This window comes from Streptomyces sp. TSRI0107 (assembly GCF_001905845.1).
GTDB lineage: Bacteria > Actinomycetota > Actinomycetes > Streptomycetales > Streptomycetaceae > Streptomyces.
This window is the reverse complement of sequence record NZ_LIVZ01000015.1, coordinates 41,376-64,355: the sequence shown is the minus strand read 5'-3', so window position 1 is coordinate 64,355 and position 22,980 is coordinate 41,376. Positions and strand designations below refer to the sequence as shown.

Annotated in this window: 23 protein-coding genes; 13 read left to right on the top strand and 10 right to left on the bottom strand. The window is 73.0% G+C overall.

The features are described 5' to 3' along the window. Positions 1-73 precede the first annotated feature (73 nt). Both AMK31_RS33850 and AMK31_RS33845 read right to left on the bottom strand, forming a co-directional pair. Positions 74-943, bottom strand: a complete 870-nt coding sequence (locus AMK31_RS33850; RefSeq protein WP_073944565.1) for a universal stress protein — start codon at positions 941-943, stop codon at positions 74-76. A gap of 78 nt (positions 944-1,021) precedes the next feature. After that, a complete protein-coding gene (locus tag AMK31_RS33845; protein ID WP_073944564.1) occupies positions 1,022-2,053 on the bottom strand; it encodes an alcohol dehydrogenase catalytic domain-containing protein in 1,032 nt (343 codons plus the stop codon). A 352-nt stretch (positions 2,054-2,405) separates the two neighbouring features. On the opposite strand from AMK31_RS33845, the gene AMK31_RS33840 reads away from it, so the two are divergent. From AMK31_RS33840 to AMK31_RS33825, 4 genes are all read left to right on the top strand, one after another. After that, positions 2,406-2,690: a DUF1876 domain-containing protein gene (locus AMK31_RS33840; protein ID WP_073944563.1), complete on the top strand. Its 285-nt coding sequence runs from the start codon at positions 2,406-2,408 to the stop codon at positions 2,688-2,690. 117 nt (positions 2,691-2,807) lie between these two features. Beyond that, on the top strand, positions 2,808-3,728 hold the full coding sequence (locus tag AMK31_RS33835) for a pyridoxamine 5'-phosphate oxidase family protein (protein WP_073944562.1): 921 nt from the start codon (positions 2,808-2,810) through the stop codon (positions 3,726-3,728). 245 nt (positions 3,729-3,973) lie between these two features. Then, the gene (locus tag AMK31_RS33830; protein ID WP_073944561.1) at positions 3,974-4,843 is read left to right on the top strand and encodes a potassium channel family protein; all 870 of its coding nucleotides are present in this window, start codon (positions 3,974-3,976) and stop codon (positions 4,841-4,843) included. Positions 4,844-5,015: 172 nt separating this feature from the next. After that, positions 5,016-5,444, top strand: coding sequence for an Hsp20/alpha crystallin family protein (locus AMK31_RS33825; RefSeq protein ID WP_073944560.1), 429 nt, complete (start codon positions 5,016-5,018; stop codon positions 5,442-5,444). A gap of 66 nt (positions 5,445-5,510) precedes the next feature. Here the strand turns inward: AMK31_RS33825 and AMK31_RS33820 are convergent, their stop codons facing one another. Further along, positions 5,511-6,389 carry a universal stress protein gene (locus AMK31_RS33820; RefSeq protein ID WP_107468809.1) on the bottom strand — a complete coding sequence of 293 codons (879 nt, stop codon included), beginning with the start codon at positions 6,387-6,389 and terminating at the stop codon, positions 5,511-5,513. A gap of 259 nt (positions 6,390-6,648) precedes the next feature. Between AMK31_RS33820 and AMK31_RS33815 the strand changes: the two genes are divergently transcribed. Continuing rightward, positions 6,649-7,107 carry a cyclic nucleotide-binding domain-containing protein gene (locus tag AMK31_RS33815; protein WP_073944559.1) on the top strand — a complete coding sequence of 153 codons (459 nt, stop codon included), beginning with the start codon at positions 6,649-6,651 and terminating at the stop codon, positions 7,105-7,107. A gap of 81 nt (positions 7,108-7,188) precedes the next feature. On the opposite strand, the gene AMK31_RS33810 is transcribed toward AMK31_RS33815, so the two are convergent. Next, positions 7,189-7,800, bottom strand: a complete 612-nt coding sequence (locus AMK31_RS33810) for an Rv1733c family protein (RefSeq protein ID WP_073944558.1) — start codon at positions 7,798-7,800, stop codon at positions 7,189-7,191. A 204-nt stretch (positions 7,801-8,004) separates the two neighbouring features. On the opposite strand from AMK31_RS33810, the gene ppdK reads away from it, so the two are divergent. Beyond that, on the top strand, positions 8,005-10,689 hold the full coding sequence (gene ppdK / locus AMK31_RS33805) for a pyruvate, phosphate dikinase (RefSeq protein ID WP_073944557.1): 2,685 nt from the start codon (positions 8,005-8,007) through the stop codon (positions 10,687-10,689). Positions 10,690-10,962: 273 nt separating this feature from the next. Here the strand turns inward: ppdK and AMK31_RS33800 are convergent, their stop codons facing one another. Continuing rightward, a complete protein-coding gene (locus tag AMK31_RS33800) occupies positions 10,963-11,469 on the bottom strand; it encodes a DUF6624 domain-containing protein (RefSeq protein WP_073944556.1) in 507 nt (168 codons plus the stop codon). A 170-nt stretch (positions 11,470-11,639) separates the two neighbouring features. Then, entirely contained in the window at positions 11,640-12,179 is a 540-nt protein-coding gene (locus tag AMK31_RS33795; RefSeq protein WP_241842814.1) for a MarR family winged helix-turn-helix transcriptional regulator, read from the bottom strand. Between the two features lie 38 nt (positions 12,180-12,217). Here AMK31_RS33795 and AMK31_RS33790 point away from each other — a divergent pair, with 38 nt between their 5' ends. Beyond that, positions 12,218-12,727 (top strand): carboxymuconolactone decarboxylase family protein, encoded by a 510-nt coding sequence (locus AMK31_RS33790; protein WP_073944554.1) that lies wholly within the window; start codon positions 12,218-12,220, stop codon positions 12,725-12,727. 45 nt (positions 12,728-12,772) lie between these two features. Here the strand turns inward: AMK31_RS33790 and AMK31_RS33785 are convergent, their stop codons facing one another. Further along, entirely contained in the window at positions 12,773-14,131 is a 1,359-nt protein-coding gene (locus tag AMK31_RS33785; RefSeq protein WP_073944553.1) for a tetratricopeptide repeat protein, read from the bottom strand. Between the two features lie 25 nt (positions 14,132-14,156). Next, a complete protein-coding gene (locus tag AMK31_RS33780) occupies positions 14,157-15,080 on the bottom strand; it encodes a quinone oxidoreductase family protein (RefSeq protein ID WP_073944688.1) in 924 nt (307 codons plus the stop codon). 114 nt (positions 15,081-15,194) lie between these two features. On the opposite strand from AMK31_RS33780, the gene AMK31_RS33775 reads away from it, so the two are divergent. The 3 genes from AMK31_RS33775 (at position 15,195) to AMK31_RS41830 (ending at position 17,562) form a co-directional block, all read left to right on the top strand. Further along, positions 15,195-15,641, top strand: a complete 447-nt coding sequence (locus tag AMK31_RS33775) for a MarR family winged helix-turn-helix transcriptional regulator (protein WP_073944552.1) — start codon at positions 15,195-15,197, stop codon at positions 15,639-15,641. 374 nt (positions 15,642-16,015) lie between these two features. Further along, positions 16,016-17,098 (top strand): cobalamin-independent methionine synthase II family protein, encoded by a 1,083-nt coding sequence (locus AMK31_RS33770; RefSeq protein ID WP_073944687.1) that lies wholly within the window; start codon positions 16,016-16,018, stop codon positions 17,096-17,098. A gap of 302 nt (positions 17,099-17,400) precedes the next feature. Next, on the top strand, positions 17,401-17,562 hold the full coding sequence (locus tag AMK31_RS41830; protein ID WP_338013064.1) for a substrate-binding domain-containing protein: 162 nt from the start codon (positions 17,401-17,403) through the stop codon (positions 17,560-17,562). A 62-nt stretch (positions 17,563-17,624) separates the two neighbouring features. Here AMK31_RS41830 and AMK31_RS33760 read toward each other — a convergent pair whose 3' ends face one another. Together AMK31_RS33760 and AMK31_RS33755 are read right to left on the bottom strand one after the other, a co-directional pair. Continuing rightward, a complete protein-coding gene (locus tag AMK31_RS33760; RefSeq protein WP_073944686.1) occupies positions 17,625-18,038 on the bottom strand; it encodes a contact-dependent growth inhibition system immunity protein in 414 nt (137 codons plus the stop codon). Positions 18,039-18,166: 128 nt separating this feature from the next. After that, complete coding sequence (locus tag AMK31_RS33755; RefSeq protein WP_073944551.1) at positions 18,167-19,042, bottom strand: LysR family transcriptional regulator; 876 nt, start codon at positions 19,040-19,042, stop codon at positions 18,167-18,169. A 141-nt stretch (positions 19,043-19,183) separates the two neighbouring features. On the opposite strand from AMK31_RS33755, the gene AMK31_RS33750 reads away from it, so the two are divergent. The 3 genes from AMK31_RS33750 (at position 19,184) to AMK31_RS33740 (ending at position 22,966) form a co-directional block, all read left to right on the top strand. Next, a complete protein-coding gene (locus tag AMK31_RS33750; protein ID WP_073944550.1) occupies positions 19,184-19,567 on the top strand; it encodes a hypothetical protein in 384 nt (127 codons plus the stop codon). Further along, on the top strand, positions 19,560-21,173 hold the full coding sequence (locus AMK31_RS33745; protein WP_073944549.1) for a multicopper oxidase family protein: 1,614 nt from the start codon (positions 19,560-19,562) through the stop codon (positions 21,171-21,173). The genes AMK31_RS33750 and AMK31_RS33745 overlap by 8 nt, the downstream gene beginning before the upstream one ends. A gap of 302 nt (positions 21,174-21,475) precedes the next feature. Beyond that, the gene (locus tag AMK31_RS33740; protein ID WP_073944548.1) at positions 21,476-22,966 is read left to right on the top strand and encodes a streptophobe family protein; all 1,491 of its coding nucleotides are present in this window, start codon (positions 21,476-21,478) and stop codon (positions 22,964-22,966) included. The last annotated feature ends 14 nt before the right edge of the window (positions 22,967-22,980 follow it).

The following is a 22,980-nucleotide window of genomic DNA, read 5'->3' as shown; positions in this document are numbered from 1 at the left end:
CTCGCCAAGGCCGCGTGGCGGCGGTCCGCGGCTCGTCGGTCTGCGGCTCGTGCGGCAGGCGCCGCCCTCCTCGTCAGCCCCGGACGACTGCCACGGGGCTCGACGCGTGATGGAGCACGGCCTGGCTGACCGACCCGAGCAGCAGGCCGCTGAAGCCGCCACGGCCGCGCGAGCCCACGACGGTGAGCCGGGCGGAACGGCTGGCCTCGATCAGTGCCGGCCGGGTCGGTCCGTGCACCGTGCGGTGCTCCACCTTCACGTCCGGATACCGCTCGCCGGTGCCCGCCAGTGCCTCGGTCAGCAGCCGATCCTCGGCGGCGGCGAGCGAGCCGGGCGGGTTGGCGTACGGCTCATCCGGGTCGTGCGGACGGGGCATGGGCGCGTTCCAGTTCGTCCACGCGTGCAGGGCGACGACTCGCGCGCCCCGCGCGGCGGCTGCCTCCATGGCGAACCGCACGGCCGCCGCGCCGGCGGGGGATCCGTCGACCCCGAGCAGGATCGGCCCCGACGGCTCCACCGGCTCGCGTACGACGAGAACGGGACACCGACCGTGCGCCGCGAGCCCGATCGCGGTCGAGCCCAGCAGCAGGCTCTTGAACCCGCCGAGGCCCCTGCTGCCCACGACGACCAGCTGCGACGACAGGGACTGCGCCTCCAGCACGGTCAGAGGGTCACCGTGCAGGACCACCCCCGAGACGTCGATCTCCGGGGCCACCGACCGCGCCCGTGCCTCGGCGTCGGCCAGCAGTTGCTCCGCGTCCACGCGGAGACGGTCCGTGGCCGCCCTCGCCAGCACGGGATCCCACGCCACGGCCGGCGGGTCGCTGACGGCGTTCACCACGCGCAGGCCGGCGTCGCGGTACTCGGCCTCACGAGCCGCCCAGGCGACGGCGTCGAGGCTCTGCTCCGAACCGTCGACTCCTACGGTCACCAAGCTGCTCATCGCTCCTCCTGCCCTTCGACGGCCGGACGCTCACGTCCACCATGTCGCGCTCGGGCGCGAGCGGCATCACGTGGAGCTTCACCGGCGGTGCATCACGACTTTGAGAGCGCCGGAGGTGGCGCTGTGCGAGAAGACGTCGTAGGCGTCCCGCATCTGATCGAAGGTGAAGGTGTGGCTGACCAGGGGGGAGACCTGCAGGCGTCCGTACTGCACCAGCTCCATCAGCCAGGGGGTGGAGGACGTGTCCACCTGCCCGGTGCTGATCACGACGTTCTTGCGCCAGAGGGACTCCAGATGCAGGGTGACCGCTCTGCCGTGCGTGCCGATGCCGGCGATGTGCCCACCGGTGCGGACGGCGCGGGTGCACAGGACGAAGCCGTCCGGTTCGCCCGACGCCTCGATGACCACGTCGGCGCCGGGTCCCTCGGACAGTTCGGCGATCATCTTCCCCGGCAGTTCGGCGGCATCGGCGAGCCGCAGCCGGGCCGCCGCCTCCAGCCTCGTGGTGGACAGGTCCACCACGATGATCCGGCGGGGCGTGAGGAGCCGCGCGACGACGGCCGCGGCGAGACCGACGGGGCCCGCGCCCACCACCGCCACGACGTCTCCCGGGCTCACATGTCCGTTCCGCACCCCGACCTCGTAGGCGGTGGGGAGGACTTCGCAGAGCAGGACCGCGTCATCGAGAGGGAGGTTCCACGGCCGCCGGTGGGCGGAGAAGTCGGCGAAGGGCACCCGCACCAGCTCGGCCTGGGTCCCGTCGATCGCATTCCCCAGCACCCATCCGCCGCCACCGCGGCACTGTCCGTACATGCCGTCACGGCACGACTGGCAGTGCCCGCAGGCCGAGACCGACGACACGATCACCTGGTCCCCCGGGCGCAGGCCGTGCACGTCGCCGCCGACCTCCACGACCTCGCCGACGGCCTCGTGGCCGAGGACCGTCCCCGGCCTGACCTCGGGCAGGTCTCCGCGAAGGATGTGCAGATCGGTGCCGCAGACGCTGGTGGCGTCGACGCGTACGACGGCGTCGGCGGGGTCCTCGATCACCGGATCCTTGACCGTGTCCCAGGAGATCTGCCCGGGGCCGTGGTAGACGAGCGCTCGCATGGTCACCCACTCCCTGGCCGACTCGCCCGGCTCCCTCAACCGTCGCTCCGGAAGGAGACCCGGGCAACCGGGCCCGGCTCGGCCGTACGGCAGGACGGCGGCGACCTCTGGTCGGCACCCGCGTCGCGGTCTCGGCCGACGCGCCGTACCTGGACTCCGCGTACAAGATGGTGGAGTACGACGCACCGGCGCCAGGCCCACGCTCGGCTCCGAGCGGCTGCGCGCAACTCACCGACCACCTCCGGCACCGCATCGAGAAACGTGTGACGGCCGGCTCGCCTCGGCCCCGCAACCAGAACCAACCGTCCACGCGCGGACCGCATCGGCCCGCGCCGAGGTGAGGAGGGAAACGATGCCGCACACGGCGGAGTGGAAGGTCCGACTCCATGTCTTCGAGGACGACCAGGGGACGACCAAGGCGGAGGTGGTGCTGGACACCGGCACCATGGCGCTCACCGGCCACGGCACCGCGCACTGCCACCCGGCGGACACGAACGTGCCGGAGATCGGCGACGAACTGGCGGCAGGCCGGGCGATGAACAACCTGGCCCAGCAGCTCCTGAACGCGGCCGAGCGCGACATCGAGGACGCCGGCGCGCCCCGGGCGACCCGCCAGGCCGCCGGCTGGCCCGTGTGACCGACACCGGGCACATCAACATCGGCCTTCCGGGACGGGCGGCCCGCCGTCCCCTGCGGAGGCATGTCGCGCGTGGCACGTTGGATACAGCACGACTGTGAGGAGAGGGCGGCGATCATGCGAGCTCACCTCGGCGACCAACTCGTCATCGAAAGCCCGGCGACCGGCGCGACGAGGCGCGACGGGGAGATCGTCGGACTCCACCACGACGACGGAACACCTCCGTACGACGTGCGCTGGTCGGACACGGACGAAGTGACGCTCGTCTTCCCCGGGCCCGACGCGCACATCCGCCATCTCGAGCACGAACGGGCCGGGACCGGCTACGGCTCTCCCCAGCCGGACGCGGATGCGGCGCAGGCCATGCCCGCGGCGGCCCCGCCGGGGACACTCAACCCCGGGGACATCGGCCGGCGCGTGGCCGCCGAACGCCAGAGGCGGGGGCTGAGCCGGGAGACGACGGCCCTCCGCGCCCGCATGTCGCCCGGCTACCTGGCCTATCTGGAGGAGCAGCCCGCCGACCCGAGCGTGGCGACGCTCGTCAGGCTCGCCGACGCGCTCGGCACCACCGTCGGAGCCCTGCGCGGCGGCGGCGCCGATCTCCCACCCGGACAAGGCCACGCGCTGCTGCACCCGCGGCTCGTGGACCTCGACCCGCAGGAGTGCCGCACTCTGCTCTCCACGCACGGTGTGGGACGCATCGCGGTGTCGACGTCCGACGGCCGCCCGGCGGTCGTCCCGGTCAACTACGAGGTCGTCGGTGACGCGATCGTCTTCCGGACCGCTCCCGACTCCGTCCCGGCGGCGGCCGTGGGCAAGGAGGTCGCCTTCGAGGTCGACCACGTGGACGAGGCCATGAGCCGGGGCTGGAGCGTGCTCGCCGTCGGCACCGCGAGCGTCGTCACGGAGCCCGACGCGGTGCGCGCGCTCGCCCAGCGCGCCCACACCACCCCATGGGCCGGCGGGCGACGCGAGATGTGGGTGTCGATCCGGCCCGCGACCCTCACCGGCCGACGCATCATGCCTGCCGACCGATGAGCCGCCGCAACGTGGTCCCGTCCCCGGCGTGCCGCCGACTCGCGGGAGGAGGGAGGCTCCGGTGAGCCGACCGGCACCGCCGTCCGATGAACGCGTGACGGCCCTGGTCGGCGACGCCGCCGCCCTGACCCGCCCTCGGTGACGGCAGCGGCGGCACGGCGATTCGGCCCCGCGGTGGCGGTGCGGTCCGCCTACGCTCCGGGAGCGGGGGTCGGCTTCGGGGGACAGGGCCGTGGGAGGCACGGATGGAGTGGCTGGTCTCGCTGGCGGGTGCGGGCCTCATCATGATCACCCTGCGGGACCTGTTCCACACGCTCTGGCACCCCACCCGCCACGGCGGGCTGAGCCGCCTCGTCATGACGGCGCTGTGGCGACTTGCCCGGCGGGTCCGCGGCCGCAGGCGGGTGGTCGGGCTGGTCGGGCCGCTCGCCATGATCACGGTCGTGTGCATGTGGGCGGGCACCATCGTCCTCGGGTGGGCGATCGTCTACTGGCCCCACATGCCCGGGGCGTTCACCTTCTCGCCCGCGTCCGACGCCGCGCAGGAGCCGGCGCTGCTCGACTCGGTGTACCTGTCGCTCGTCACCGTCGCGACCCTGGGGCTGGGGGACATCGCGCCCGCCGAAGGATGGCTCCGCCTGGTCTCGCCGCTGGAGGCCCTGGTCGGCTTCGCCCTCCTGACGGCCACGGTCTCCTGGGTGCTGGAGATCTACCCGGCACTGACGCGCAGAAGGGTCCTGGCCGTACGGCTGGCGCTGCTGCGCGACACGGGGGCGGCGACGCGGCAGATCGACTGCACCACGGGGGCGCTGCTGCTGCACAGTCTGGCCGTCGAAGTTGTACGCGTCCGGATCGACTTCACTCAGTACGCCGAGGCCTACTACTTCCATGACGGGGAGGACCACTCGTCGCTGGCGGCCATGGTCGGCTACGCCGCCGCGCTCGCCGAGCACGGACAGGCGGCGAGCCGGCCGGAGGTGCGCCTGGCGGGTGAGCTGCTCGCCGGTGCGCTGACGGATCTCGCCGCCGTCCTCGACCAGCGTTTCCTCCACACGGGTGGCACACCGACGGACGTTTTCGTGGCCTATGCCGCAGACCACGGGCGGGCGTCGTGAACCGGCGCCGGGAGGCTCCGCGGGGTTCGCCGATCGGCTGACAGGGCCGGACGGGCCCGTATGGGCTGTATGGGGCCGTATGGACCGGTATGGGGCCGGTATGGGGCCGGTCGGCCCATGCGCCCGCGGGTTTCTGCGGCGACCCTGGATGTGGGGAGAAGGAGGCACAGACATGAGCGGTACGACCGACCGGCTCCCTGGCCGGCCCGCACTGTCCGATCCGTCCGACTGGCTGGAGGCGGGGTTCCCCGAGCTGGACGCCATTCCGGCGAGGCACGGGATCCACGTCGAGGAACGCCTGGTCGACGACAGGTTCGAGCTGCAGGCCGAGCTTCCGGGGATCGACGCCGAGGAGATCGAGATCATCGTCGCGGAAGGCTGCCTGACTCTCCGTGCGGAGCGCAGCGGCGAGACCACCGATCAAGGCGTCACGGTATTCCACTTCGGGCACTCCACCCCGCTGCCGCCCGGCGCCATGAGCGACGAGGCGACGGCTGAGTGCGAGCACGGTGTCCTGACCGTCAGGATGCCGGTACGGCAGGCGACGACGGGCATCAGGACCATCCCGGTCAGGCGGCCGCTCAGCGTCGATTCGCGTTGAACCGACCGGCGGGTCGGCAGCCGGTAGCCGGCAGCCGGTAGCCGTTCGCCGGTTGCCGGTTGCCTTTCAGTCACGCTGCGGCACCACGGCCACCGGGCTGTACGAGTGGTGCAGCAGCGTGTGGGCGACCCGGCCGAGCTGGAGCCCGAAGTGGCCCTGCGTGCGCCGTGCTCCGACGACCACTAGGTCGGCCGCGGCCGACCGGAGCACCAGCACCTTGTGGGCGGGCCCCTCCACGGTCGCGGGCCGCACCCGTACGCCGGGGTGCGCGGCGACGGCGGCGCGGAGGACTTCGTCCAGCCCGGTACGGGCCTGCCGCTCGTGATGCCGGGCCGGTTCCTCGCCGGTGGCGGAGCCGGCCGGTTCGTGCGCGGGGCGGCGCCAGGCGCGGACCGCGTCCAGGACGCTCCGGCGGCACTCGGCCTCGCGGAAGGCGAACTCAGCGGCGTCCCCGCTTTCCGCGGCGTCCCCGGCGCCGAGGAGGATCCGGCGGTGGGTTCCGGCCAGGCCGGCCTTGTCGCCGCGGACCACGATCACCGGGCAGGTCGCGCGGGCCGCGACGGCCAGGCTGACGGAGCCGAGCAGCAGGCCCTTCAGCCCGCCGCGGCCGCGGCATCCGGTGACCAGGGCCGTGGCTCGCTCACCCTCGGAGAGGAGTGCGTTCGTCGCGTCCGCCGCGACGATGTCGGTGAGGACCTTCACGTCGGGGTCGCGGCGCCGGGCCCGTTCGGCCGCGGAGGCGACGATGTGTTCCGCCATCACCTGCTCGGCCGGGCGCTCCAGGCTCCCCGACGGGGCCAGGTGCTCGTAGCGCTCCCACAGCGAGGCATGCACCAGGCGCAGGGCGAGGCCGTGCCGGGAGGCCTCGTCCACCGCCCAGTCGACCGCCACGTCGCTGCCTTCCGACCCGTCGACGCCCACCACCAGGGGATGTTCCAGCGTCATCGTTCCCACCGCCTCGGCACCGGGCAGATTGCAGAACCACTTCCACGGTCGCACCCGGAAGGGTCCGCCACGAGGGGCTGTTCGTCCCCCGCCGGGGACGTTCGGCCCCTACGGGGACTCCGGGTGGCCTGTGGCGCGCCGCCGCGGTCGGGCAGACGCTGGAAGCAGGGCGCCGCCGACCGACTGCCCTTCACATGGAGCGGGCCGCTGCCGCCGCCCCGACCCGGACTTCTCCTGCCGACCCAGAGGAGCCGAAGCGATGATGTCCGTCACCACCCTGGCCAGGGCCCTGCCGGCCGAGCACCGCGAGCGGCTGATGCGGCTCGCCCGCGAGGTGTCCTTCGACGAGGGCACCCGCCTGTTCGAGGAGGGCCAGCGAGCCGACCGGTTCTGGGTCGTGCGCACCGGGACGGTCGTTCTCGACCTCCACGTCCCCGGCCGCCGCAGTGCCGTCATCGAGTCGCTGGGGCAGGGTCAACTGGTCGGCTGGTCCTGGCACTTCCCGCCGCACATGTGGCACCTGGGCGCCCAGGCGACGACCACGGTACGGGCGTACGAGTTCGACGCGCGAGCCGTACGGGCGCTGTGCGAGCAGGACGCCGCGTTCGGCCGGGCCGTGGCGCTCTGGGTCGGCCAGGTGGTCGCCGACCGGCTGCACGCCTCCCGCATCCGGCTGCTCGACCTGTACGCCCCGTACGGCAGCGGGAGCGAGACATGAGCGACGTGCCCGTGTCCTGCCGGGAGGCGTCCCGGGGAGCCGGTGCCCCGTACCCTCCGCCGACGCCGGGGCGGAGCCGGTTCAGCCGGTCATCCGCTTCCTCCACCGCGGACCCACCTGCCGCCACTCCGCCTCCCACTGGGCCAGACGCCGCCGGTCGAGTTGCGCGCGGGCGAGCCGCCCGCCGAGCCAGGCCGTCGCCACGGTGCCGAGCCCGGCCAGCGTGCCGATGACGGCTGCCTGGACCGTCGACTCCGTGAGCGTGGGCGGCCGGGCACCCGTTGTGCCGCTCGGGCCGACCCACACCGTCACCCGCGTGCCCGCCTCTGCGGCGGGCGCGACCCGGGCGCGTCCGGTGTGCGTGGCGCCGTCGGGGCTGGTCCAGCGCACCCGCGCCCACACCGTGTCCCCGCCCGAGCCGTCCTCCGTGACGGGTACGGTCCTCGGCGCGTCCTCGGTCAGCACGGCCGGCACGGGCCGCGTCTGCGCGCGCCGTACGTCGAGGGCATGGCCGACCGAGTCGGCCGCGGCCAGGCCCGCGACGGCGCCGCCCAGCACGGCGGCGATCCAGACGCCCAGCACGAGCCAGGCTTCGACTCGGTCGCTGAGGCGGCGCAGCGGGTTGTTCCGCCACCGCCACAGCCACCCCCCTACGGGCCTGCCGCCGGTGCGGGGTGTGGGCGCGGTGGTCATGGCAGCGCCTCCCGGGGTGAGGTCGCGTCGCTCGCCGTCGTGGGCGGGTGACACTCTCAGCGTCCGGCATTCCCGCGTCCGCCGCACGGCCGGCGGCCGGTACCGGGCGGGGCCGTTCCCACCTGCCCCGGCCGGGCCCGCGACCCAGACTGGAAGGGAGGAAGCCCGGACGGCTGCGGCTGCACAGCTAAGGAGCGCGGTGCCATGGTCCGCTACGTGTACGACTTCTCGGAGGGCGGCCGTGACCTGGCCGGCCTCCTCGGCGGCAAGGGAGCGAACCTCGCCGAGATGACGCGGCTGGGCCTGCCCGTCCCGCCGGGTTTCGTCGTCTCCACCGAGGCGTGCCGGGTCTTCCTGGCCACCGGGGCGGCACCCGACGGCATGTTCGAACAGATCTCCCGGCATCTGACGGCCGTCGAGTCCGACGCCGGCCGGCGGCTGGGACAGCCGGACGACCCGCTGCTGGTGTCCGTGCGCTCCGGTGCCCGCTTCTCCATGCCCGGCATGATGGAGACGGTCCTGGACATCGGCCTCAACGACGAGTCGGTCCTGGGCCTGGCCGAGGTGTCGGGGAACGCGCGCTTCGCCTGGGACTCGTACCGCCGCCTCGTCCAGATGTTCGGCAGCACGGTCATGGGTGTCGACGGCGCGCTGTTCGACCGGATCCTGACCGAGGTGAAGGAGCGGCGGGGCGCCCGCGACGACCTGCGCCTGGACGCCGACGACCTGGCCGGACTCGTCCAGGAGTACCAGCGGCTCATCCTTAAGGAGACGGGCGACCACTTCCCGCAGCCCCCGGCCGAGCAGCTGCGCCGGGCCGTGCTCGCGGTCTTCCGCTCCTGGAACGGCGAGCGGGCGCGCCTGTACCGCCGCCGCGAGCACATCCCCGACGACCTGGGCACCGCGGTCACCGTGCAGCGCATGGTCTACGGCAACCTCGGCCCCGACTCCGGCAGCGGGGTCGCCTTCACCCGCGACCCGGCCACCGGCAGGCCCGGCCTCTACGGCGACTACCTGCCCAACGCGCAGGGCGAGGACGTCGTCGCCGGCATCCGCAACACCGTCACCCTCGCCGACCTGGAACGGCTGGACCCGCACTCGTACCGGCGACTGCGCGACCACACGCGCACCCTGGAGCTGCACTACCGCGACCTGTGCGACATCGAGTTCACCATCGAGCGCGGCACCCTCTGGATGCTGCAGACCCGCGTCGGCAAGCGCACCGCCGAGGCCGCCTTCACGATCGCCGCCGAGCTGGCCTACGAAGGGGTCATCACCCGGGAGGAAGGGCTGGCCCGGGTGAGCGGCGACGGGCTCGCCCGGCTCATGTTCCCCCGCTTCGACACCTCCGCGACCGGCGATCCGCTCGCCCGGGGCATCCCGGCCGCGCCCGGGGCCGCGGTCGGCACGGCGGTCTTCGACTCCGCCGAGGCGGTACGGCGGGCCGCGGCCGGGGAGCGGGTGGTGCTCGTCCGCCAGGAGACCACTCCCGACGACCTGCCCGGCATGGTCGCCGCCCAGGCCGTGCTCACCAGCCGGGGCGGCAAGACGTCGCACGCCGCCGTCGTCGCACGCGGCATGGGCAAGGTGTGCGTCTGCGGCGCCGAGGGACTTTTCGTGGACCCGGCGGGCCGCCGCTTCACGACCCGGGACGGCACCGTCGTCGAGGAGGGCGCGGTGCTCTCGGTGGACGGTTCCGCCGGTGCCGTGTACGCGGGCGAGGTGCCGCTGGCCGACTCCGCGGTCATGCGGTACCTGGAGACCGGGGAGCGGTCGGCCGGAGTCGTGGACGCCGTCGCCGGGGCGCTGGAACTCGCCGACGGACTGCGGCGGTTGAAGGTCCTCGCGAACGCCGACACGCCCGAGGACGCCGTACGCGCCCGCCGGTTCGGCGCGCAGGGCATCGGCCTGTGCCGCACCGAGCACATGTTCCTCGGCGAGCGCCGCAAGCTCGTCGAGGAGATGATCCTCGCGCGCGACGACGAAGCCCGCGACCGGGCCCTGGACGCGCTGCTGCCCCTCCAGCGCCAGGACTTCACCGGGATCCTCCAGGCGATGGACGGCCTCCCGGTCACCATCCGCCTCCTCGACCCGCCGCTGCACGAGTTCCTGCCCGACCACACCGAACTCGCCGTCCGCGTCGCGGCCGCGCGGGCCCGGGGCGAGCGGCCGGAGTCCCGCGACACCGAACTCCTCGACGCCGTACGGCGCATGCGCGAGGAGAACCCGATGCTCGGCCTGCGCGGGGTACGCCTCGGCCTGGTGGTCCCCGGCCTCGTCGCCATGCAGGTGCGAGCCATCGCCCAGGCCGTGGTGGAACGCACCCGGGCGGGCGGCGCCCCGCGGGCGGAGATCATGGTTCCGCTCGTCGGAGACGTCACCGAGCTGAGGCTCGTCCGCGAGCAGGCCGAGCAGGTGCTGGCCGAGGTCTCCGACGAGTCCGGCGTCCCCGTGCGCTGCCCGATCGGCACGATGATCGAGCTGCCCCGGGCCGCGCTCACGGCGAGCCGGATCGCCGAGGTGGCGGAGTTCTTCTCCTTCGGCACGAACGATCTGACCCAGACCACCTGGGGCTTCTCCCGCGACGACGTCGAGGCGGCCTTCTTCTCCGCCTACCTCGAAAAAGGCGTGTTCGGCACGTCTCCGTTCGAGACCATCGACCGCGAGGGCGTCGGCCGTCTGGTCCGGATCGCCGTCGCCGAGGGCCGGGCCACCCGCCCCGGCCTGCAGATCGGCGTCTGCGGCGAACACGGCGGCGACCCCGACTCCGTCCGCTTCTTCCACTCCACCGGACTCGACTACGTCTCCTGTTCGCCGTTCCGCGTCCCGGTGGCCCGCCTGGAGGCCGGACGGGCGGCCTGCGCGGAGACGAAGAGCGACACGAGGTGAGTGCCGGACCGCGGTGCGCCGCGCCCAGGCCTAGGGGGTGTCTCGCCGATCATGCCGGGCTCGCGGCGCCTGGCACCACGCCTCGCCGCGTTGTCGTCACTCTCCCCCACGCTCGAACGAGCTCCCGCGGGGGCACCCCCATCGCTCCGCATCGACTCCCTCCTCCGCCTTGCGATGCACGGCACCAGACGCCGCTCCCTGATCCGGCCTGATCGACGAGACACCCCCTAGGTCCTCGCCCCGCCCGCCCCGCCCGCCGGGCACGCCGGGACGTCAGCCCATCGCGAACTTGCCGACGTACTCGTCGAAGGGCTCGATGCCGACCTCCGCGCGGAGCTCGTCCACGCGCTCCGGTTCTTCGCAGGGCCACGGAACCGGGGCGCCGTCCCGCACGCCGGCGATCTGTGTGCCGTAGATCTGCTCGCGGCCCTCGTTGACCAGCGTGCGGTCGTGCAGGAAGGCCAGCTCGCGAGGGCCGGCCGACCCCTCCGCCACCGCCTGCCGCATCAGCCGGAGGGCTCGTCGCTGGACGTCGAGCTGCCGGTCGGCGTGCTGGGCGACCAGCCAGGCCGCGCGGGCGGCCTCCTCGCCGACGAGGTCCGCGGTCGGCCAGCCGTACTCGTCCATGATCTCGGCGAGTCGGTCGCCGTGCCGTGCGGTCAGCCGCCGCCAGGCCAGCTGCTCGGCGGGGTCGTCGCTGTTCGCGTGGACCGAGGACCGGTGATCGGCCGCGGCCATGGCCCGCAGTTCCTCCGCCAGCGCGGCAACGTCGTGTGCCACTTCCAACTCCCGTGTGTGTCGGTGCCGTTGTGCTCGTTGCCGGCAACGTTAGAACGCATTCCGGACGGAAAGATCATTTCGGAGAATGGTGACAGGCGCCCGTGCGGACCGCGATAATGGATCTACTCCCCCCAGGCGACCCGCCGACCCAGCCGACCCGGTCGGCCCACTCAGCCCATCCCGCCGATCCATCCGGCGGCGTCGAGCCGGAACGCCCCGGGTGCCGCCACGGCGCTCAGGCCGTCCTCGATCGCACGCAACTGTTCCTCGCCCAGGACCGTGGCCCACTCCGCACGTAGTCGGTCGAAGATCGCGGCCGATCGGGCCAGTACGTCATGACCGCGCGCTGTCAGCCGTACGAGCTTGCGCCGGGCGTCGGCGGGGTCGTCGACGCGCTCGGCGTAGTCGAGGGCGACCAGCCGGTCGACCGTCTTGCCGGCCGCCTGTTTCGAGATCCCCAGGCGACGGGCGATGTCACTGGCGGTGGCGCCGTCGAGGCCGATGGCCTGCAGGGCGAATCCGTGTGCCGGGCGCGCGTCCGGATGCCCCTGACGAGCCAGCTCGGCGTGCACGTCGTCGATGAGGGTGCGGAAGCCCGCGAAGAGGAGCAGGGGGAGTTCGTACCCGGCTCTCGGCCGGTCGGGGTTTCCGCGGGCGTCGCCGCCGCCGTCGCCTTCACCCTTCCCCGGAAAGGCAACCTGGTTTACCATCTGTTCGTCAACCATGTTGACCATATTAGGAGGGTGCCATGTTCGCTGCACACAGCGTGGAGAACGCCCCGCAGGCGTCGCGACGAGCGATGCGGGCCGTGGCCGAGGCGTCGGGCGGCATCATGCCGGACGCCGTGGCGCGGCTGGCCGCATCGCCCGAACTGCTCAACGGTTTCCTGTCCCTGAGCGCGAGTTTCGAGCGCTGCACTCTCGACCCCCTGGCCAGGGAGGTCGTCATCATGACCATCGCCGTCCGCAACCAGTGCCACATCTGTGTCGCCATGCACACCGGCAAGCTGCGCAAGCTCGACGCGGACCCGGAACTGATCACCGCCCTGCGGGAGGAACGCGCGCCGGCCGACGAACGCCTCGCCGCGATCCGGACGTTCACCCTCGAGGTCCTGTCCGCCGCGGGCGCCGTGGAGGACGACGTGATCAAGGCCCTGCTGGCGCACGGCTACACGGAGCGCAACGCCCTGGAAGTCGTCATGGGCATCGGTACGTACACCATGTCGACACTCGCCAACCGCCTTGTCAGGGCGGTGTGAAGTGAAGTGACGGCAGCTTGTTCCCACCCCTTCCCGCTCATCGGACTATGGCGCGACGGCCGGCCAGATCCGCGTACGCAGGGGCTCGGCCTCCTCCACCGGATCGCGGAAGAGGGCCACCGATTCCTCGATGCGGCCGGCCGTCATGAGATGTGCGGCGAGGGCCTTGCGGTTGGCCGGTACGGCCGGGTCCAGGACCGCGACTGCCTCCTCCGGGCGTCCTGCGTCGAAAAGCAGCCTCGCCAGGTTCTGCGTCTCGTACCAGCCGGCCGACCCAGGGCGCGCGCGGGCCTCCTCGATCGCCTGCTCCCGGCGGCCGCAGGCGACCAGGAGCTTGGTCCGCAGCCGGAAGAACTCGCTCGCCTCGGCATCGGATTCGCCACCGACCCGGGCTTTGAGACCGTCGAGGTGCGCCAAACCGTCCTCGGCACGGCCCTGCTCGATGTACAGGGTGCACAGCGTGCCGACGACCCAGTCCTCGTCGCCGCCGGCCGCGCTCGGCAGCGAGCTCAGCAGCTCGATCGCCTCGTCCCCCCGGCCGTGCCGGGCCAGCAGCAGTGAGAGCAGTACCGCCGTGTGCGGCATGTCTTCCGGAGCGAGCGTCCGGTAGACGTCGATCGCGCCCGCCACGTCCCCGCGCTGCTCCAAGTATTCCGCGAGGCACTGGGCGGCGTCGCCGAGAGGATCGGCCGCCGCGTACTCCCGCAGCTCCTCGATCCGATCGTGCCGGACGAGCAGATCGGCCAGCTGGTCACGGCCGTTGACCGACGTGATCTGCCGCGTCCGCAGCAGGGCGATCGCCTCGTCGACCCGGCCCTGCCGCTCGCGCACGGTGGCCAGCAGGTCGACGGCGTTGCCGGGTCTGGTGGTCCGCCCACCGAAGTCCGGCCACTCGCCCTCCCGGCCCGCCTCGACACGGGCGGCCAGCAGCGAGGCGAGCTCTTCGTCCCGCCCCAGGCCGGCGCTCGCCTCGACCAGGGCGTCGGCGAGGAACCAGTCGTCGAGGTGCGGCAGGAGCAGGCCGAACGCCTCGTCGCCCCGGCCGTTCCGGGCCAGTAGCAGCGCGAAGTACTTCAGCGCCCGCCGCCCGTCGGGCCGCATGTTCGCGCGGAAGACCGCGACCGCCTCGTCCACCCGCCCCCACCGCTCGAGCAGCTCGGCGACGCGGTGGGCCGCCTCCCACCAGCCGGTGGCGAGGTACGGGCCGAGCACTTCCAGCGCCTCGTCCCGCCGGTCCTCCTCGACGAGGATCCGCACCCACGCCTGCGCACAGAACCAGTCGCCGGCCCGCGCCTGGCGTTCGACCTCGTCGGCATGGCCGTGGTCGACGAGCCAGGAGACCAGGTGGGGAGGGATCCATCCGTCGTGCGCCAAGGCCCGGCGGTCGAGTTCAGCAGCGTCCACGAGGACGCACTCTACGTCCCGGGCCTCAGGGGACCAGCACGACCTTCCCCAGGTTGCTGCGGGACTCGACGATCTCGTGGGCGCGGGCTGCCTCGGCGAGCGGTACTTCGGCGAAGACGCGGGGGCGCAGTGTGTGGTGGCGGTGGAGTTCCCACAGCTCGGCAAGCCAGTGCGCGTACGTCCCGGGACTGTCCCGGGCGACGGCCGCCATCTGGAAGCCGATGACCGAGGCACTGCGGACGAGCAGCTGGTAGGCGTCGATCGTGCCGCCACCCGAACTGAAGGCGACCAGGCGGCCGCCGGCGGCGAGGGCACGCACCGCGGGGCCGAGGAGTTCTCCGCCGACCCCGTCGATGACGACGTCGACGGGATCGCCCCAGGAGTCGTCCTCGTACAGCACGACCTCGTCGGCACCGAGGCTGCGAACGAACTCCGCCTTGTCCGCGCTGCCGACGGCCGCGACCACGCGGGAGGCTCCGCCGGCCTTCGCGTACTGCACGGCGAGGGTGCCGACCGCGCTGGCCGCCGCCGTGACCAGGACCGCGTCCCCGGGGCGGGGCCGGCCGGCCTCGTATGCCCCGCGGGCCACCAGGCCGCTGCGGACCAGCGCCACGGCGTCCACGGCGGTGGCCCGGTCGGGAATCGCCGAGGCCATCGAGTGGTGCAGCACGGCGAGTTCGGCATAGGCGTGCGAGAAGCACAGGCCGGTGACGCGGTCGCCCACGGCGAAACCGGTGACGTCTTCTCCGACGGCGGTGACAGTGCCCGCCACCTCGCCGCCGAGCGGGCCGGGCTCGGTGCCCTCGCGCACCTTCCGCACGGCGGGCAGCGTGACACCGACCGCTTCGGTACGGACGAGCAGCTCACCGGGGCCGGGCTGCGGGGCGGGGACCTCCTCGGTGAAGAGAACCTCTGGGCCGCCGTTGACCTCGTAGCGGACGCGACGCATGGACACCTCCCGGTGCACGGACTCGGAATCGTTGGGGTTCCCAACAGATCGCAAGCGTAGGTAGGAGGTTGTTGGGGAGTCCAATGATTTGTGACATCGGGATAGCCTGCTGCCGTGACCGCCACCGAACGCCCGCCCGCCCTCGCGCACATCCAGTCCCTGCCCAGCTGGCTGCTCGGCCGGGTGGCGGCCCGCGGCCGGAGTCTGGTCGCCGAGGCGTTCGCCGCCGAAGGGCTCAGACTCCAGCATCACGCCGTGCTCGCGGCGGTGTCCGAGTACGGACCGGTCGCCCAGGCCGATGTGGTGCGCCGACTCGGCTTCGACGCGAAGGACGTGGTCCTCCTCCTCAACGACCTGGAGAAGGCCGGGCTGGCCGTGCGGACGCCCGATCCGCGGGACCGCCGCAAGAACGCGGTGACGGTGACCCCGGCCGGGGAGCGGACCCTGGCGCGCTGCGCGGAGTTGGCGGAGCAGGCCAACGCGGCGCTCCTGGCACCGCTCAGCGCGGCGGAGGGGCGGCAGCTCATCGAGCTGCTGACCCGGGTGTACGAGGCTCGCTGACGCGTACCGGCGCAGACACCGGCACCGACTCCACTGTCCCGTCCGGGAGATGGATCCGTACGGTGTCGCTCGAGGTCATCACGGCTCGTACACCCGTGCGCGGGCTTTGCTCGTCACAGGGGAGAGAAGGGTCCGCCGTCAGGAGGACCAGCGGGACCAGGACGCGACGGCGCTCGGGAGCGCCCGACCGCACGGTTCGGGCGATCCCGGCCGGATCGGGCGGACGTATCCCGCCACTCCGCTACACGGTCTCGGCCACCCGTCTCACTCCATCGAGTGACGGCAACGCCCTTGTGGATCAGGAAACTTGAGCGCCCCGATACGTTGCCGCCGTGGTCCCTGCCGTATCGAAGGAGCAGCCCGTGAGCACGAAGATCTCCCTGCCGACCGAGCCGATCGGGAGCATTCCGCGCCCGGCGCACCTGATCCAGGCGAACCAGGACTTCGAGGAGGGCCGGATCACTCAGCGGGAACTCGACGAGCACCGTGACCGCGCACTGCGCGACACGATCGAGCAGTTCATCGAGACGGGTTCCCCGGTCATCACCGACGGCGAGCAGAGCAAGCCGAGCTTCGCCACCTATCCCGTCGCGGGGCTGAAGCTCGACCCCGGCGGCGCGGTCGTGCCGTTCGCCGACGGCCACACGCGCCGGCTGCCGCTGCTCACGGAGGGGAACTTCCGGTACCAGACGCACGGCGGCGACTACCTGAGGAAGACCCGCGAGGTGCTGCGGACGGTCAGGTCGATGACCGACCTCCCGGTGAAGCAGGCGGTGATCGCACCGTCCATGCTGAGCTTGTTCTACCCGCCGGACGGCATCGACGGCTACTCGCGGGAGCAGTTCCTCGACGACCTCGTGAACGAGGCGGAGGCCGACCTGCGCGGCTGTCTCGAAGGCGGTGCCCACAAGGTCCAGATGGACTTCACCGAGGGGCGGGTGTCCTGCAAGCTCGATCCGAGCGGGGGGCTGCTGCGGGACTTCGTCGCCCTCAACAACCGCGTGCTGGAGCGCTTCTCGCCCGACGAGCGGCAGCGCATCGGCGTCCACACCTGCCCCGGCGGCGACCAGGACTCCACCCACAGCGCGGACGTGGACTACAAGGACTTCCTGCCGAGCTTCTTCGAGCTGAACGCGGGCAACTTCTACCTGCAGATGGCCGGCGAGCACGACCGGCGCCGTGTGCTGGCCCTGGTGGGGCAGCACATCAAGCCCGGCCAACGTGTCTTCATCGGGGTGACCGACCCCATCGACCCCCGGGTCGAGACACCCGAGGAGGTGCGCGACCGGGTGCTGGAAGCCGCGGAGTTCATCCCGCCGGGCCAGCTCGGCACGTGCGACGACTGCGGCTTCGCGCCTTTCGCCGACGACACGTCGACGTCGCGTGAGACCGCGTTCGCCAAGATCCGGGCGCGCGTCGAGGGAACCCGCCTGGCCGCGGAACTCCTCGGGTTGTAGTCGTCCGAACGCGGTGCGGGGAACGGCCGGCGCCGGCCCCGCGCCGGGGCCGGTCACACGCGTAGCAGGGCGGCTTCCCGGGACACCGCGTGACGCGGGGCCGTACCGGCGGCCGGGCGCGTTCGTCGGGGAACGGCCGATGGCCCTGCGTTCCCGTCCTCACGCAGCCGACCGACGAGTTCGCGCCCTGCGAGTTCGTGGTGACCGATCACCGGCGGGGCGCGATGCACCGCATGCGGGCATGCGGGCATGCGGGCTGTGCGCGCCGCACGATCTCGCACTGACTCGCCTACGACGACGAGATCGCCGCCCTGGCGAACGTACCCCTGACGTCCGTCGCACCGCCCAAGCATGAAGTGGGCCCGCACGCGGCGCGATTGTGCCTCGACCGTCTCGACGAGCCCGGCCTCGACGCGGTCCCGATCCGTCAGGTGTTTCTTCAGCCGCGACTCGTCGTCAGGTAGTCGAGCGGCGCTGCGCCGCAGTGAGGCTCATGAGGCGAAGCCGAGTCAGGCCGGCGAAGTGATCACGCCAATGCGGCGAAGCGCCTGAGCGACTCGGCAGCGCCGGCTGGCAGCTCGGCGACCGCCGCCTCCGGCAGACTCATGACCGAGGCGCGCAGCCGCGCGGCAAGGTCCGGCAACAGGTCCCAGGCCGAGGCGGGAGCCTCGACGGCCGCGAGCAGCAGGTCTCCCTCGTAGAAGTAGGCGTCCAGCAGCGGCTCCTGAAGCAGCAGGCGCACCGCGAGCGGCAGCACATGCGGCAGGGCCACCTGCTGTGAGATCAGCGTACGCAGATCAGCCGGGCCGAGCCGGCCCAACGGAACGCGACGCAGCCCGTGCACCTTGCGCACCAGATGGGTCGCGTCGGCGGGTGGAGCCGCCCAACGAGGCGGGTCCAGCTCGTCGAGGGTGCGGTCGAGGTGCAGCAAGCGGTCCATCGCCTCATTCTCGGGCACCGGGAAGGTCGTCTCCCACATCGTCGACTGGGAGGACCTGCCGGCCGCGCTGCCGGAGAAGCGGCTGAAGCCGGTTTTCGTCCGCGCGGACGTGTGAGGCCCCGCCGGGGCTATGAAGTGAAGTCCCAGCCGGTGAGGGTGGCCCGCATCAGTCTCGCGGCGCGTGAGAGAGGGGCGTCGGCGCCCCAGTGCAGGGTGAGCAGGCGGCGGCAGTCCGGGTTGTCGACGGCGATCCAGGCGACGGGTGTCTGGGCGGTGGAGCGCCGGGCCATGTCGGGGACGAGACCGATACCGAGACCGGCGCTGATCAGGACGGCGGTGGCACCGGGCTCGTCCCCCTCACAGATGATCTTCGGGCGGAGGCCTCGCCCGGCGAACAGCCGGTCGAGCAGCCGGCGTTGCCAGTGACCCTTCCGCGTGGTCACGAACGGCTCTTCGGCGCACTCTTCGATGCTCACGGAGGTGCGGCCCGCCAGCGGATGGTCGAGTGACGTGGCCAGCCACACCGGTTCGTCGAGCAGGAGGACCGATTCCAGGCCCTCGCCGGGGATGGGCTGGGAGGCGGCGCAGAGGTCGATGTCCTGGGAACGCAGGCGGCGGGCCATCTCCGCGGCGGCCATCTGGTGCAGCTGCACGTCGACCGAGGGATGGGTCCGCTTGTACGCCGCGAGCGGTCCCGTCAGCGTCAGGAACGTCTCCGACGCGAGACTCACGGTGCCGAAACCCTCGTCGGTGAGCTGTGCGACGGCTCGCCGCCCTGCCTCCAGCTCGCCGAGGGAGCGTTCGACGTAGCGGAGGAAGACCTTGCCGGCCTCGTTCAGCCGGAGCCGCCCGGCCCGGTCGAACAGCGGGGTGCCGAGTTCGGCCTCGAGCCGGGCGACCGTACGGCTCAACGACGGTTGCGCCACGCGGAGTTCCTCGGCTGCGCGGCTGAGGTGCTCGAGCCGTGCGACGGCGAGGAACTGCTTGAGCGTGTTCAGGTCCATGGCGGCTCTCCTCGCGCCGACGGCAGCGTCATGCTCCCTACGTCATAACGGCATAGCGATATAGATCTTAGACGTCATAGTCTTCCGCGCATACGTTCATGAGTGTCCCCGGAATCGAAGGAACGAGGGGGAGACCACCTCATGGACAAAGCAGCGTGGTCGCTGCGCGCCGTCGTCACCGCGCATGCCGTCGCGGTGTTCGGCCAGCCGGTGTTCGCCGGTGTCTATCTGAGCGGTGACTTCGACGGTCTGCGCTGGCACGGGACGGGCGCCGACGTCGTCACCTCCATCGGTTATCTGCAGGTCGTCGTGACGGTCGTCCTGTGGATCCGGCTGCGTCAGGCCTGGCCCTTCCTCGCGACACTGGCAGTCACGGTCGCCGAGACGGTGCAGTACTTCGCGGGGCTGGAAGGCGCTCTGTGGCTGCACATACCGCTCGGCGTGCTGACCGTCGCCGGCGTCGTCCTGCTGTTCGTCGCCGTGTGGCTCGCACCCCTGCGGCGGCGGGAGGCCGGCGATGCGTGACCGGCACGACGCGGGACCCGGCCGTGTGCGCGGGGTGAGCAGGCGTCAGGTGTTCGGCGTCGGCGGGGCCCTCGGGCTGATGGCGGTCACCGGGCTGTCGGCGTCTGCCGCGCTGTCCCGCCGCCCGTCGAGCACCGGCGCCGAGTTGCGCAGCGCCGTGCCGCTGCCGCCCGCGTTCCGGGTGCCGTTGCCGCTTCCCTCAGTGGCGGCGCCGGTCGGCACGACAGGGGGCGCCGACCGCTACGAGATCACCCAGCGCGAGGCGACCCTGGAGATCCTGCCCGGCGTCAGGACGCCGATGTGGACGTACGACGGCACCTTCCCGGGGCCGACGATCGAGGCCCGTCGCGGGCGGCCGGTCACCGTGACGCACCGCAACGAGCTGCCGGTGCCGACCGTCGTGCACCTGCACGGAGGACGGACCCCGGCGGAGGCCGACGGGTACCCGACCGACCTGGTGCTCCCCGAGGGGTGGCCGTCGGCCTCCGCCGGGCACCACGCGGGCCACGGCATGCACGACCCGCGCGCGGTGGTGACGAACGTGACGCGGGACTACACCTTCCCGCTGGACCAGCGTCCGGCCCTGCTCTGGTACCACGACCACCGGATGGACTTCACCGCCCCCGCGATCTGGCGGGGACTCGCGGGCCTGACGATCGTGCGCGACGACGCCGAGGACGCCCTCGGCCTTCCCTCGGGGACGCGCGAGCTGCCCCTGATGATCACGGACCGCGCGTTCGCCGACGACGGGAGCCTGGCCTACCCCGCCCTCGAACCCACCCTGCGCGGGCGGCCGGGCGTGCGCGAGCCCTATCTCGGCGGAGTCCTCGGCGACGTGATCCTCGTCAACGGCGCCCCCTGGCCCGTGCACGAGGTCGACACGGCCAGGTACCGGCTGCGCGTCCTGAACGGCTCGAACGCCCGCCACTACGCGCTCGAAGCGGTCGGTGCCGACGGGCGCCGGCTCGATCTCGTCCAGATCGGCGCCGACCAGGGGCTGCTCGCGGCACCGGTCACCCACCACCGGCTGCCGGTCGCCCCTGCCGAACGCTACGACGTCGTCGTCGACTTCTCACACGCCGAGGTCGGCAGCCTCGTCAGAGTCGTCAACCGGCTCGGCACCGGCCGTACCCGCGACGTCATGGCCTTCCGGGTCGTGCGCAAGGCCCGCGACGACAGCCGTGTCCCGCGCACCCTCTCCACCGACCTGCCCGCCTGGCGGCGGTCGGACGCCGTCCGGGTGCGCGACTTCGCGTTCCGCGCCGGGCGCATGCGCGGCGGTCACGGGTGGCTGATCGGCGGGCTCCCGTTCGACCCCGCGCGTTCCGACGTCACCGTCGACCTGGGCGACGTCGAGGTGTGGCGGCTGATCGCGGACGTCCACCACCCGGTCCACCTGCATCTGGTCGGCTTCCGGGTGCTCTCCCGCAACGGCAGGCCGCCGCTGGCCCACGACGCGGGCCTGAAGGACACCGTGTCCCTGAGGCCGGGCGAGGCGGTGGAGATCATCACCCGCTTCGACGGCTATCGCGGCCGCTACCTGTTCCACTGCCACAACGCGGAACACGAGGACATGGGGATGATGGCCAACCTCGAGGTCGTCTGACGTCCCGCCCCCGAGACCGGGTGTCAGTGGTCGGTGGCCCCGGTGACCGAGGTGGCATGTCGGCGACCTGGCAACCGGGGCGCGGTTCCTGAGAGTTCCCGGAGAGTTCCGGCCCGGAGGCCCGGGAGCGTCCTGCCGTGGGCCCGGCACGGCCGCGGACAGCGGCGCGGGCCGGGGCGTGCGCTCTCCGGAATCTCCCAGGAACTCTCCGGCTTCGGCCAGCGACGGCTGGCAGGCTCCGCTGCCGCACAGGCGGACCCCTCCCGCCTGCCCGCGCTCGAACCCTGCCGAAGGAGCCCCGGATGCCCGCCGCGTCAGCCCCCGTACTCGCGCCACCCGGTGGCCCCTGGCGCAACGCCGCGGAAGGGGCCCTCGCCGCAGCGGGCGCGTTCGCGGTGATGGCGGCCACCGCCTGGGCGGCCCTGCTGGCCCTGGACGCCGACGACGTCGCGCCGCTGTCCCGCCTCGTCCCCGCGCTGCTGAGCCTCGCCTGCGGCGGCGACGTGAGTCTGAGCGCGACGGCGTCGCCGTCCGGCGACGGCCCGGCCGCCGGGCTGCTCGGCATGCTGGGCGGCTCGGGCGAGGGCCTGACCGTCGGCCTGGAAGGGCAGGTGACGGCGATGCCGCTGACGCTGACGTTCCTCGGAGCGACCGTGCTCGGTCTCGGCTTCTTCCGCCCCCTGCGCCGTCGCACGCGGCCGGCGCCCGCCCTGCTCGCCGCGCGGACCGGCGGGGCGGTCGCCGTCGCCGTGCTGCTGCTGCCGCTCTCGGCGGCCCTGGCGCGGGGCACGGCCCGGCTGCCCGAGGAGGTGACCGGCCGGCTCGGGAACGGCGGACGGATCGGCTCCCTCGCCGACGACGCCCTGTCCTCGGTGACCTTCCGCGCCGACGCGGCCACCACCGTCCTCCTCGGGCTGCTCGGCCTGCTCGTCGTCCTCGGCGGCGGCTGCGTCGCCGCCCGGCGTACGACGCTGCCCCGGCCCCTCGCGCTGAGCCGGCTGCGGCTGAAGTGGAACCCCGTCGCGTCGGCGCTCACCGCGATCGGGGCGGCGGTGTCCGCCGTCGTCCTGGCCGCGGCCGCCGTCGCCGCCGTCGCGGCCCTGGCCGGAGCCGACCGGGCTGCCACGGCGACGGGAACCCTGCTGCTGGCGGGCGCCAACCTGCCGGTGGTGCTGCTCACTTCCGGCCTCGGCGCCTCCTGGCAGGCCGGGATCCGGCGGGAACAGAGCGACGGCGGCGGCCTGCTGGGCATGCTCGGCGGCTCCGGCGGGACCGAGGGAGGGGCCGCAGACCGGAATCTCACCCTCGGACAGTGGTCGGGGGCCGGGCTGCCGCTGTGGCTGATCGGCCTGGTCCTGCTGACGTGCCTGCTGGTGCTCGCCGGATACCTCGCCGCCGCCCGCACCCCCGTCCGCACGGCACGGGAGGAGGCGGACGCGCTGCTGGGCCGGCATCTGGAACTGGCCCTGCGCACCGCCACCGCGGTCGCCCTCGCGGTGATGCCGACGTGCCTGGCGGCACAGGGGTCCCTGCGGCTCGGCATCAGCGTCATGGACAACGAACTGGGCGGAGTCACCGCCGGCCTCGACGGGGCCGTACGGCTGTCCGGGCTCACCGCGTTCATCCTCACCGGGCTCGCCGCCTACGCCGGCAGCCGGCTGTACGGGCTGCGCGCCGGCCGCCGGGACACCCCGGCGCCGACGGCACGCGGCGGCACTCGGTCACCCGCCCGCACCGAGCGCACCGGGCGCGTCCGAGTCCCCTCCGACTCGGCTTCCGCGACCCCCCTGTGATCCCGGCAGCCCTT